Annotated in this window: 4 protein-coding genes; 1 reads left to right on the top strand and 3 read right to left on the bottom strand. The window is 44.7% G+C overall.

The window, feature by feature from the left end; genetic code table 11:
• Nucleotides 1-21 precede the first annotated feature (21 nt).
• From V202x_RS20515 to V202x_RS20505, 3 genes are all read right to left on the bottom strand, one after another.
• Nucleotides 22-1392 carry a Gfo/Idh/MocA family protein gene (locus tag V202x_RS20515; protein WP_145178727.1) on the bottom strand — a complete coding sequence of 457 codons (1371 nt, stop codon included), beginning with the start codon at nt 1390-1392 and terminating at the stop codon, nt 22-24.
• A 693-nt stretch (nt 1393-2085) separates the two neighbouring features.
• The gene (locus V202x_RS20510; protein ID WP_145178726.1) at nt 2086-3060 is read right to left on the bottom strand and encodes a DUF1559 domain-containing protein; all 975 of its coding nucleotides are present in this window, start codon (nt 3058-3060) and stop codon (nt 2086-2088) included.
• A 64-nt stretch (nt 3061-3124) separates the two neighbouring features.
• On the bottom strand, nt 3125-3535 hold the full coding sequence (locus tag V202x_RS20505; RefSeq protein WP_145178725.1) for a hypothetical protein: 411 nt from the start codon (nt 3533-3535) through the stop codon (nt 3125-3127).
• Between the two features lie 887 nt (nt 3536-4422).
• Between V202x_RS20505 and V202x_RS20500 the strand changes: the two genes are divergently transcribed.
• Nucleotides 4423-14058 carry a Calx-beta domain-containing protein gene (locus tag V202x_RS20500; protein WP_145178724.1) on the top strand — a complete coding sequence of 3212 codons (9636 nt, stop codon included), beginning with the start codon at nt 4423-4425 and terminating at the stop codon, nt 14056-14058.
• Nucleotides 14059-14130: the final 72 nt, after the last annotated feature.

Genomic DNA, 14130 nt, shown 5'->3' with positions numbered 1-14130 from the left:
TCCGCGAATTCCTCTCACATGTTACATATTGATTTCATAACCCTTACGATTTTCGCGTGAGAGAAATGAATTAGCCTGATCATCGCCGATGATCTCGCGTTTGTCGGGATCCCATTTGAGTTCGCGATCGAGACGCATGGCAATGTTAGAGAGGTGACAGATCTCAAGCATACGATTATGCGACCAGACGTCAGAAATAGGTTGTTTGCGGGAATTCATACCCTCAATGAAGTTAGCGGTATGATTCGCGCTGACTTTGCCGCCGTAAACCTCTTCGATGGCTCCTTCCGGCAACGGATTATCTTTGAGCGCTTCAACAGGCTTCCCAACGATCTTGCCTCGATTCACAAAGAACCGACCTTTCGTGCCCTCGAACAAAATACCGTTATCACCTTCGCTGGTGATAATCATTTCTACATTGTCAGGCATATCCACTCCAATTTTGAAATTGGTGGCAGCATTGTACTGGTCGTGAACCACTGGGTGTCCGTCCTTATATTCCACCGGCAATGTAAATTCGAGCGGCGTCACTTTGCTTGGTCCCGTGTCGCTGACTCCAAGCGCCCAGCAGGCTATATCCACATGATGCGCGCCCCAGTCAGTCAGTTTTCCACCGGAGTACTCGTGCCAGTTTCGGAAGGCGTAGTGACAATTGCTGTAAAGCGGGACGCCACCACCGTAACCCCTACGCATTTTAGGTAAAGCTCGGTAATCAACTTTTGGTGCCGGTCCCAGCCAGAAGTCCCAGTCAAGTTCCTTGGGAACTGGAGCAACTGGTATCGTGGGTGAAGCTGACATACTGTTGATCCCACATGTCACTTTTTTAACCGTACCAATGCGTCCATCTTTCACCAGGGCAATGGCCTGTAGAAACCGCTGTGCCGATTCAGATCGCTGCATCGTGCCAACCTGGAAAACACGGCCTGTTTCCTTAACGACCTTTTCAATCAACTTGCCTTCGTCAATCGTCAGAGTCAACGGTTTTTCACAGTACACATCTTTCCCTGCATACATCGCTTCAACCGCAATCTTGGTATGCCAATGGTCAGGGGTAGCGATCATCACGGCATCTATGTCTTTTCGATCAAGGACTTTCCGATAGTCTTGATAGGCATCTGGTTTCTTACCTTGTTTCTTTTCTGTTTTTTTTACGTTGGTCTCAAGGACATTCGCGTCGACATCGGCGAGTGCGGCAAAATCAGCAAAGCGAAACGACTTCGAAGTAATCGCCCAGCCCTGGTTTCTTAGGCCAATGGTCGCAAAGACCGGACGGTCATTAGGTGACTGATAACCGAAAGCCCGATTTGCCGACGGGCAAAAAATAGTAGCAGCCCCTGCAAAGGCGGCTCCTTGAAGAAAGTTACGGCGGGTTATTGGTCGAGATGTTGGCATCGATTTAAATCCTCTTGGTGGAAAAATGAAGAAGTTTTAGATTCAAAAGCGCGCTGGAATCGTTTAGCGCATTTGGTGGGTCTTAGGAACAATACTCGATATTAAGATAGATTATACACGTAATCGAGGGGTGAGTACACCGTTAATAACACTTTGGGGAGAATGAAATCATTCACGACACCTGTAAGGGACGATTGCTTCCGATTCCGCTGGACTGATACGCCACCGCAGTCAGCACCTGACCTATCATTCCATACCAACAAGAACGGTCTGGACTGAATGATTTTTCTCGACTGAAAACCTAAAACTTTCAATGAAATTCCTTTTGTACTAACAGATCCACACGGAAACACAACGCCAGCATTCTCTAATTCAGCTGTTAATTGGGGGGGGGTACTGGGGCTTCCCTGCCAGCAGAGAAAAGGTCATCTCGATGATTGTGCGTGTGCACTAGACAGATCACCTGGCGGAAGATCATAAACTTTTCAACAGAATACACTTCGCCGACTAGATCCGCCTCGCCGACGTACAGGAAAGTGAGTTCGCTTTTCAACTACGCGGCCAGCAAATCCGTTTCCTCACAGCAAAGCCAAAACGCCAAGACAAAATCACAAACATCGAACTCATCAAAGGCAACGACAACACCGCCCCCATTGTGATGGCAGTTACTGTCGAAAGAAAACGCTTCATCAATCAAAAATCGCCGATGGTATTGCCATCCTGAATTGCCATAAGATACTCTAAAGTCGAGTTCACGGCTCCGTTGGTATTGTGATCGATGTTTTCGCTGATGAATCGAACGGCACCGTCACCCATCAAGAAATGAACTCCCCCTTCATGGGCACTCAGGAAACCGCGACGGCATTCGTTATTTTCAGGGCAGTTGAGTTTTCGCTTTCCACATCCCATGACTGAAGCAACACCACCGTTATGAGCTTGCCGCGTGCCAGCAGCGCCAAAAACGTTTCCGGCATAAGGATTATTGGTCGTGACTGTCGCTACCTTCTTCCAGATTCGCTCACCGATCAATAGCTGGTTACTAGTCCCATCGGTCAGATCTCTGATCTTCACTTTACTGTTCTCATAAAAAGGTCCTCCTTGTATTCCACCAGCCCCACGCTGGGTTTCATGACTGCGGTTGACAGCAACGTAATTCGAAATTGCAGTATGACGCACTGAGCCATTCTGATCTCTCAGCTTGCGATCATTATTGCCGCTACTGTTGGTATCAGGCCCGACATCAGAAGGACAGCGAAACGAAACCACAGGTTGTTGCATCAAGCGGAGCAACCTTGATCCAGAGTCTCCGTGTACAGGATCAGTCGGATCGATCGCATTATCCATCTGGACATTACCTGGATTTAGACTGTTATAAAGCGGTGCCTGATCGATAAACGGAAGCAGGTAGGTTCCCCATGACCAGTTTGCAAAATTATTCGAGTTACTGCCACGTTGTCTGATGTAGCCTGGCGGGAGAACACCATGAGTCTCAGCATAGCTATGAATTGCTAACCCAAACTGTTTCAAATTATTCTTGCATTGTGAACGACGGGCAGCTTCACGTGCCTGCTGCACAGCAGGCAAAAGTAAAGCGATGAGAATCGCAATGATCGCAATCACGACCAGTAGTTCGATTAGTGTGAATCCTCGTTTGAATTGACTCCTCATGACATTGCCCTTTTACAAATATTAAGAAATAAACAGTTCATTATGGAAAATCAGTAAATAGAAGTTATTGAGACGTCAAATCGATGCTCAACGCATCTGTACCACTTTTAGGTACCGTGATTGAGATCTCAGGGTTTTCCTCATTCCGAAACTTCGCTGGAATAGGATTAATGCCAGGTACTTCGTTACTCTCATCGTCTATAGTTGAGGGCACCTCATAACTAATGACAACGCTATATTCCCCCGGTTCCAGTCCGCTCGTTCCCGCACTTGTGTTGACTGTGAACGTGCCATCCGAATTGATCACTGCGAATGCACTATTCCCTTCATTAGCAGGATAAAAATTTAATGTGCCTGATGTGAGAGGCTTCCCATCCAACTTGATCGTACCAGAGGCTGTGGAACTTGCTTGCTTTGTGTTACTTCCACAACCTGCAACTCCTAAACACATCACAATCAAAAACAAAATGCGCATACAAAAACCTTCTTGAAAATCAAAATGACGAAAAGCTATCGCAACAACCTGTAACCGATGATTTCAGGGACGATTTCGTTCGAGAAAAATGTGTCTTATGCCGTGTCGACGTGAATAGGCTTGTGAATTGATTTAAAAATGTTTTTCGAATTGACCAGAACGGAGGCAATTTCCACATAAGTTCATTAATATACAATTGATTAATAACTGTTTATAAGGGGGCTCAGAAATATGTCAATCAAATTCTATCTGGAATTCGAACAAAATGTGTATTTTAGTTCATTAAAAAACAAAACAAATTAAGCTCCAGATACTGCGCCATGTAATTCCCTGTAACTATATTATTTTGAAAATGGTTTGATAATTTTATATGACTTTCAATATCAAAAATTATCAGTCTAAATAGGATGCGCATTTCTTAAACTCCCAGAATCATTGAGCGGATTGTTTTTTCTATGTGCGTTGTCTTGCTAAAAATAAATCGTGACGTTGCTGGTAAATTTTTCTGGTTTCAGTCCAGCTATTAAAACGCAAAAAATTGATCATGCGAGTCCTATTAGCATCTCATTTACTTTTAAAGACCCTGTATTGGATTCAGTTAGTACCATATTAACTAAACATTTACTCACATAACAACGATTCAATGCCCACCTCGGTTATGGCAGGTTGAGCTAGAAAAACCTCAAACCGTAGATAATTCCAAACAAAAGTGCTGGAATGATAACAAGTGCATTGGTACGCTTTTACATAATGAAAATCTATTATATGCACTAGAAGGCACAAATCTCGCTTAATCATCCTATTCCACTTAACCTAACATTCTAGTAATACACATGAACAGAAACCTCATTACTAGAAATTAGACACTCCAGAAAGATTCTGTATCCATGTTGTTGACGAACTGGTTAAGGTCAATTGCCTCGAAATGTCAATCATCGCGCCCTCGCGTAATACACAATCAACGGTCCCGCTCGACGAGTCGACATCAGTCGGTACAAAGCTATCGTGCTCATGCTATTGAACCACTCGAAGATCGCACACTCTTAACATCACTGTTGAGTATCGATGATGTGTCAGTTTCCGAGGGTGATACTGGCACTACAAATGTCGTACTCACGGTTAGTCGAACTGGTGGAACTGCAGGAGATCTCAATAGTATTGCATCTGTTGAATTCACAACTGCAGATGGTACGGCAACAACAGTAGATGCCGATTATCAATCACAAGGAAACATACTTAACTTTTCGGCAGATCCATCGGGTACTTTACAAACGCAAACAATTACAATTCAGGTTAATGGTGATGTCGTAAGTGAAGAAGACGAAACATTCGAGGTCCATTTGCTCAATAACAGTTTGGGGACAACTCTCGATAATAGTCAGGCAACAGTCACAATTCTTAATGACGACCAATCTACTCTCTCGATCAATGACATTACCGTGAATGAAGCCGATGGAACGGCATCTGTTGTTGTTTCTCTCGATAACCCTATTGATGCCGAAGTCAGTTTTGATTTTTCGATCTTTGATGAAACCGCAAATAATAACGATGACTATCTTGCTTCATCTGGCTCCATGAGCTTTGCTCCAGGTGAACTATCAAAAACGATTTCCGTTCCTATCGTCGATTCGAATTTAGTGGAAAGTACAGAAACATTTTTAGTCAATCTTTCTAATATCCAAACCACGAGTACCAACCTGATTGTTTCAGATACTCTGGCGAAAGTCAGAATCCTGGATGACGACCAAGCCAGTGTTTCGATTGATGACATTTCCGTGAATGAAAATGACGGCACGGCAATGCTTACTGTTTCACTGAATCATCCAGTCGATACCGCTATCAGTGTGGATTTTGCCACTGCCGAACAGTCAGCCCTTGCTACTAATGACTATACTACACAGACAGGTACTCTGATCTTCAACCCGGGAGTACAATCACAAACCATCATCGTCCCCCTCAGTGATGACAATCTCGTGGAAGGTGACGAAACATTTCTGGTTAACCTGACGAATCTTCAAAATAATGATGCTGATGTGATTATGGGAGACGATCAGGCAACTGTGACGATTCTCAATGATGATCAAGCCCAAATTTCAATCAGTGATATTACTGTGGATGAAAATGCGGGAACAGCCATACTCACGGTCTCACTAGATCACCCCGTTGACACTAATGTCAGTGTTGACTTTGCCACCAGCGATAATTCGGCAGAAGATATTACTGACTATCTTGCGACTTCTGGTACACTGACATTTACACCGGGAGTACAATCCATCGAGATCCCAGTTTCTATTGTCGATTCAGAACTGGTCGAACTCGATGAATCGTTTCTTGTTAACCTGACCAATATTCAGGCCAGTGGTCGCGATGTGGTTTTTGACAACACTCAGGCGGAAGTCACAATTCAAGATGATCAGCAGGCTCATATAACAATCGACGATGTCACTGTGTCCGAAGATGAAATCAGTGGGATGGCTATATTGACAGTCTCACTTGATAGACCTGTAGACACGGCTATCAGTGTAGAGTACACGACGAACGATTTGTCCGCATTGAATACTTCCGACTACACGATGATATCTGGCACTCTGAATTTCTCTAAAGGACAGCTGTCGGCAACCATCATGGTTCCCCTTATCGATGATACAGATCTGGTGGAAGGTGATGAAACGTTTGCCGTCGACCTAATGAACCTGCAAGACAATGGAGCTGATGTGACCATTGTAAAAAGCCAGGGAATCATCGTCATTGAGGATAATGAAGAAGCCACAATCTCGATCAACGATGTCACTGTAAACGAAGGAGATGGGATGGCAACTCTCGCAGTTAGTTTAGACATCCCAGTCGAAACTGACGTGAGCTTTGATTTTACAACTGAAGATCAGACAGCAGTCAATCCTAATGACTATTCTTTTCTAACAGATACCCTGACATTTTCTACGGGACAGGAATTGTTAGAGATTGACATCCCCATCACCAATGATGATCTTGTTGAAGACGCTGAAACACTTCTGGTGAACCTTACAACCATTCTTGCTAATGGCGCAAATATCACGTTTGCTGATCCACAGGGTGAGATCACGATTCAGGATGACGATCAGTCCAATTTCTCGATAGATGATGTCTCCGTGAATGAAGACTTGGGAACAGCAACCATCACGGTCTCTCTGAATAAACTGGTCGACAGAATTGTCAGTATTGACTACTCCACCACTGCTGATTCTGCTATCGATCCAAGCGACTACGCCTCAACATCCGGCACTCTGACTTTCGCCGCAGAAGAGGCTTCAAAAACTATCGATATCCCCATTATGGTTGATGACCTTGTGGAAAACGATGAATCATTTTTCGTCAACCTGACAAACCTTCAAGCGAATGGTGCTGACGTGGTGATAAGTGATTCCCAGGGAATAGTTACCATTCTAAATGACGATCAGGCGAGCCTCTCAATCAATGACATATCTATTGATGAAGATATGGGGACTGCGACCCTCACCGTATCTCTGGATAAAGAAATCTCTGCAGCCATCAGCGTGGATTATTCCACAGCCGATCTTACAGCACTTAATGGGTTCGACTATTCGATGGTGTCTGGCACTTTGACTTTCACTCCAGGAACTCCAGACAGCCAAGCACAATCCATCACTATTCCAATTATAAATGATGTAGACATTGTAGAAGGCGATGAATCGTTTACCGTCAACCTGACCAATCTTCAAGCCAATGGTCTCGATGTGATTATTGGAATTAATCAGGGAACTGTCACCATCCTTGATGATGAAGAAGCAACGTTTTCCATTAATGACAGAATCGTGAATGAAGATGATGGAACAGTTACATTTACAGTTCTTCTAGATAAAGAAGTCGCAACAAATGTGAGTGTGGATTATGCCACAAACGATCTCGTTGAAACTATTCCTCCAGACCTTTTGACTGCATACAGTTCCTCAGACTATGTATCAACATCTGGTACATTGAACTTCGCACCTAATCAAAGAACAAACACAATCATTGTCCCGCTCATTGATGATACGGATCTGGTCGAATATCCTGAATTCTTTTCTGTCATCCTTTCCAATATACAAGCAAATGGAGCTAATATAACGTTTGCAGATGACACAGGCAGAGCCAGGATCTGGGACAATGATCAAGCCAGTTTTTCTATCGATGATGTGTCCGTAGATGAAGCCGCGGGAGTAGCAACGCTCACGATCTCTCTGGACAAGAGGGTTGTTAACGTCATCAGTATAGGCTATGTAACAGCAGATCAATCGGCTGAAGCATCCCATGACTATGAGTCTTTATCACGGCTCCTGACTTTTGATCCAGAGGAACAATCAAAGACATTTACTATCCCTCTCACCGATGACAATCTCGTGGAAAATGACGAAACTTTTCTCGTAAACTTGCGTAATCTTTCTGCAAATTTACTCGACATTATAATTGGAGATGATCAGGCAATAGTCACGATTGAAGATAATGACCAAGCCAATCTCTCAATCGATGATCTTTCAGTAGATGAAGATAATGGCACAGCCACTCTTACAGTTTCGTTAGATCAACCAGTCGACACAACTGTCACTGTCGACTTTTCCACGTCTGATTTATCAGCAATTGCCTCTACTGATTACACGACCCATATAGGTACCCTGACTTTTGATCCTGAGGTACAAGAACAAACCATCGTCGTCCCCCTGATCGATAACGATCTTGTGGAGGGGGACAGAACATTTCAGGTGAACTTGAGTAACTTGCAAACAAATGGTTTTGATGCATTCATGGGGAATCCTCAAGCCACCGTCACTATTCTGGACGATGACCAAGCCACTTTCTCCATCAATGACATCTCCATTAATGAAGATGGTGTAACAGCACTAATTGATGTCTCTCTGGATAAACCAGTCGAAACTACCGTGACTGTGGAGTACGCCACGGCAGATCAGACCGCATTTGACACATCTGACTATGCCTCAAACACTGGCACTCTGACCTTCCTTCCAGGCGAACAATCACAACAGATCATAGTTTCCATTATCGACAATATGATTGTGGAAGGGGACGAGACATTTCTCATAAACCTATTCAACATCCAATCCAATGGAACAAATGTTATTTTCGCAGATGATCAGGCAGAAGTTACTATTCTGGATAATGAACAGGCCAGCTTCTCAATTGATAATATGTCAGTAGATGAAGATGTTGGAACCGCTACCCTGACCGTTTCCCTCAATCTGGAAGTCGACACTGACATCAGCGTGGACTTTACCACGTTCAGCCTAACTGCAGTCAGTCCTAATGATTTTACCACTCAAACTGGTACTCTGGACTTCGCCTCAGGTGATTTGATGAAAACCATAATTATTGACATCACAGATGATAATCTTGTCGAAGATGATGAATCATTACTTGTTAGCCTGAGCAATATTCAAAATGCTGTGAATGTCAATTTTTCAGATAGCCAGGGAACTATTCTGATTCGAGATAACGATCAAGCCAGTGTCTCGATTCAAGATACTATTGTGAATGAAGATGCGGGAACCGTTTCCGTTACCGTTTCTTTGGATAATCCGGTCGACACCATGGTGAGCGTTGACTATTTCACCACACCTGGTTCGGCCCTCGATCCTGACGACTATACTTCTCAAACAGGTACCCTGACCTTCAACCCAGAAGTACTATCACAAACCATTATCATTCCGCTTAACAATGACCTAGATATTGTTGAAGCTGATGAAACGTTTCTGGTGAATCTGTTAAACCTTCAGCCCAATGGAGCTGCTGTAACCATCGGAGATGATCAGGCTACGATCACGATTGTCGATGATGAAACCGCCACGATCTCCATTGATGATATGACAGTGGATGAAAATGTCGCGGGTGGAACAGTCACACTCACGGTCTCCCTGGATCAACCCGTCGCCACCACTGTCACCGTCGACTTTACCACTGCCGATGGTTCAGCAGAAAGTACCACTGATTACGTCGCCCAAAATGACACCTTGACTTTCGCCCCGGGAGCGCAGGAACTCACCATCACGCTCGACATCACCGATGATCTGGACATCGTCGAAGGTATTGAATCCTTTTTTGTCGACCTCGCCAACATTCAAGCGAATGGCGCGAACATCACCTTTGCCGACGACCAGGGTGAAGTCACCATTCTCGATGATGAAACCGCCACGATCTCCATTGATGATATGACTGTGGATGAAAATGTCGCAGGTGGAACAGTCACACTCACGGTCTCCCTGGATCAACCCGTCGCCACCACCGTTACCGTCGACTTTACCACTGCCGATGGTTCAGCAGAAAGTACCACTGATTACGTCGCCCAAAATGACACCTTGACTTTCGCCCCGGGAGCGCAGGAACTCACCATCACGCTCGACATCACCGATGATCTGGACATCGTCGAAGGTATTGAATCCTTTTTTGTCGACCTCGCCAACATTCAAGCGAATGGCGCCAACATCACCTTTGCCGACGATCAGGGCGAAGTCACCATTCTCGATGATGAAACCGCCACGATCTCCATTGATGACATGACGGTAGATGAAGATGTCGCTAGCGGGACTGTGACACTCACGGTCACCCTGGATCAACCAGTGGCCACCACTGTCACTGTCGATTTTGCCACGGCAGATCAACTCGCCATCGATCCCGACGACTATACCACCCAATCAAACACCCTCACCTTCAATCCGGGAGAGCAATCCCATTCCATCATCGTCGATATCATTGATGATCTGGACATTGTGGAAGGCATCGAAACGTTCCTCGTCAACCTCACCAATATCCAGGCTAATGGCGCCAATATTACCTTTGCCGACGATCAGGCAGAAGTCACCATTCTCGATGACGAAACAGCCACCATCGCCATCGACGATGTCACCGTTAACGAAACTGACGGCACCGCCACCCTGACTGTCTCACTCGATCAACCGGTCGCCACGACCGTCACCGTCGACTTTGCCACCGCAGATCAATTGGCCCTCGATCCCGACGACTATACCGCGCAGACCGGCACCCTGACCTTCAATCCGGGAGAACAATCACTCACCATTATCGTAGACATCATTGATGACATCGATATCGTGGAAGGCGTTGAAACGTTCCTCGTCAACCTCACCAACATCCAGGCCAATGGTGCCAACATCACCTTTGTCGACGATCAGGGTGAAGTCACCATTCTCGATGACGAAGCGACCACTATCTCCATCGACGATGTTACCGTTAATGAAAATGACGGTACGGCCAACCTGACTGTCTCATTAGATCAACCAGTCCAGACGACGGTCACTGTGGACTTTGACACCGCAGATCAATTGGCCCTTGATCCCGATGACTACATTGCTCAAACGGGAACTCTCACTTTCAATCCGGGTGTGCAATCCCAGACCATCGTTGTGGACATCATTGACAATAATATTGTTGAGGGTATTGAAACGTTCCTCGTCAATCTCACCAATATTCAGACCAGTGGCGCCAACATCACCTTTGCCGATGATCAAGGCGAAGTCACCATTCTCGATGACGAACAAGCCACCATCGCCATCGATGATGTCACCGTTAACGAATTTGACGGTACTGCCACGCTCACGGTCACCCTGGATCAACCCGTCGCCACGACCGTCACCGTCGACTTTGCCACCGCAGATCAACTCGCCGTCGATCCCGATGACTATACCGCCCAGTCAGGGACGCTCACCTTCAATCCGGGAGAGCAGTCACAAGAGATCGTTATTGATATCATTGACACTGCTCTTGTGGAATTCACAGAAACATTTCTTGTCGACCTGACTAATATTCAAGCTAATGGGGCCAATATCATCTTTGCCGATGATCAGGGTGAAGTCGCTATTCTCGATGACGATCAGTCAAATTTAACAATTAATGACATCTCGATTGACGAAATGGATGGAACAGCAGTTCTCACCGTCTCTTTAGACAATCCTGTTAACACAACAATTAACATCGATTTTATTACTGAAGATCAGTCAGCATTAAATTCAATTGATTATCTATTCCAATCAGACAGTTTAACATTTAATCCGGGAGAGCAATCGAAAACCATAACCATCACGATCCTGGACAATGCAGCAGTCGAATTTGATGAAACATTTTTTGTGACTCTCAGTAATTTACAAACCAGTAGTTCCGATGTCATTCTTGCAGACGATCAGGCCGAAGTCACTATCGTTGATGATGACCAGTCTACATTTTCGATTACTGATATTACCGTCAATGAAGACGCGGGAACTGCAACCGTACTTGTGTCGTTGGACCAACCAGTGGACACGACCGTCACCGTCGATTTTGCCACCGTTGATAATTCAGCAACAAATCCTACAGATTATCTCCACCACACAGGTACTTTAATTTTCACTCTGGGAGAACAACCACAAACAATTACCGTTCCCATTATTGATACTGATGCTGTGGAGTTGGAAGAATCATTTCAAATCAATCTCTCGAATATTCAAGCTAACGGACTTGCTGTCACTTTTGCCGACGATCAGTCAGAGGTTACCATCATAGATGATGATCAGACTACCATGTCTATCAATGACGTTTTTGTAAATGAAGAAACAGGTACAGTCGACTTGATTGTCTCATTGGATCAACCAGTTGAAGCAATCATTACAGTCGATTTTGACACGGTTGACCTGACAGCCACAGGTACTGAAGACTATATTGCTCAATCAGATACCTTGACCTTCACTCCGGGAGAGCAATCCAAAACGATCACAATTCCCATTGTAAATACTGACTTGGTAGAACTGAGTGAAGTCTTTTTCGTCAATTTAAGCAATCTTCAAACAAATGGCACCGATGTCACACTCATAGACGACCAGGCCGAAGTCACGATCTTTGATGATGATCAATCCCGATTATCAATTGACGACATCTCTGTCGACGAAGATGCGGGTTTCGCAACGTTGACTGTATCTCTGGACTCGCCAGTTGATACAACTGTCAGCGTTGATTTTGCTACGACAGATCAAACTGCTATTGACCTGGAAGACTATGTGGCTATGTCTGGCACGATCAGCTTCTCTCCAGGAGAACAATCGAAAACGATTATGATTTCGATCATCGATTCCTTTCTGTTTGAAACTGATGAATCGTTTCTTGTTAATTTAACGAATCTTCAAACCAATGGCCGCAACGTTTCATTTGCAGATAATCAGGCAGAAGTCACAATTGTCGATAATATTATTGCCTCAGCAAATATTGATTTGCGTGTTGTCGACTCACCTACGAATACACAAGCAAACGGAGAAGTCAATTTACTTCCAGACAATCAGGATTCCATTACCGAATGGTCTTCTTACTGGGTCGAAATTTGGATCAATGCCAGCAGTCCAACCAATCAGGGAATTTTCTCTGTAGGACTAGATCTCTATTATCTTACAGAATTTACATCAGCAACTGATATCGAATTTGGTGCAGGTTTCTCTCAAAATCAGGCAGGAACAATTAACGATGCTTTGGGAACAGTAGAAGGTCTGTTCGCCGAAACAAATGCATCTGACCTAGGAATTGCAGGCCATCTTCTGTTTGCTCGTATCAAATTTGAACCCCTTGCTGGAGACCAAGTCGAACTCGATCTTCCCGGAAGAAGCATCGGTCCTTATGACCTCGGTTTCAATATCAATTCGCAGCAAGTCCATTTGGATGGCAATATTCCAGTCACCACGAACTTAGTAGATTTTGATGGTGCCAATATCTGGGCAAACCCCTTTGATCTCGACGATGATGACGCAATCAATTTTAAAGATCTGATGCTGTTCGCCAGTGTTTATCAGACCATCCCCAGCGAGTCTGCTTCAGACCTTTCCTGGTTTGCCGACTATAATCAAAATAATAGCGTCGATTTTAAAGACCTCAGTTTGTTTGCGAGCAACTACAACAAAAGTAAGCTTGGTCAAACGGCGATTGCCTATCCCCAGAATTTCCCTGAAGCCTGGAACAATCCATTGATTGCCGATACGTCTCAGGCTGAACCGCAAACCTCACCAGTTCCTCTTTCACAGTCTGCTGCCAACTCAGTATTAGACGGTGTTGTTGAATATGTGAGTCCTCAGCTTACTCCAAGCCAAAACGAAACACTGGAAAATATCAACATTGAAATCGTTGACCTTACGGGGAACACATTAGGTCGCGCCGTTACCGGTACAATTTATATCGATGTTAATGCCGCCGGATATGGCTGGTTTATTGATGACACACCTGGTGATCATGGTGAGTTCGATCAATCAAGCCAGTTATCACTCATTGCCCTGCCCGACAGTGATGCCGCTGGACGAGTGGATCTCTGGTCCGTCATCTTGCATGAACTCGGCCATCTTTTGGGCTATGATCATGAATCTGAAGGAGTGATGCAAGAGACCCTGGCTCCCGGTATTCGCAACCTACCATCCTGGGAATTGCATATCGACCTCGATGAGCATTCCACGCCTGAAGAAGCGGATTCATTCTTTTTGACTATACAAAATGAAACAGAATTAGTGCCGTTTTAAAGAGGTATGATTACAATAAGGTCAGATACCTACTTCTTAGTTAATGCTCTCTATTCATGAGCATTCTTAATG

Origin of the sequence: Gimesia aquarii, from assembly GCF_007748175.1 — a bacterium.
In the GTDB taxonomy this organism is placed as follows: domain Bacteria; phylum Planctomycetota; class Planctomycetia; order Planctomycetales; family Planctomycetaceae; genus Gimesia; species Gimesia aquarii_A.
The sequence above is the reverse complement of the archived record's forward strand: the minus strand, read 5'-3'. Positions and strand labels throughout refer to the sequence as shown.

What these genes read in the sequence shown, in the direction of transcription:
- V202x_RS20505 (WP_145178725.1), bottom strand. Translation starts at nt 3,535, where the DNA reads ATGCGCATTTTGTTTTTGATTGTGATGTGTTTAGGAGTTGCAGGTTGT.
- V202x_RS20500 (WP_145178724.1), top strand. Translation starts at nt 4,423, where the DNA reads ATGTTGTTGACGAACTGGTTAAGGTCAATTGCCTCGAAATGTCAATCA.
- V202x_RS20515 (WP_145178727.1), bottom strand. Translation starts at nt 1,392, where the DNA reads ATGCCAACATCTCGACCAATAACCCGCCGTAACTTTCTTCAAGGAGCC.
- V202x_RS20510 (WP_145178726.1), bottom strand. Translation starts at nt 3,060, where the DNA reads ATGAGGAGTCAATTCAAACGAGGATTCACACTAATCGAACTACTGGTC.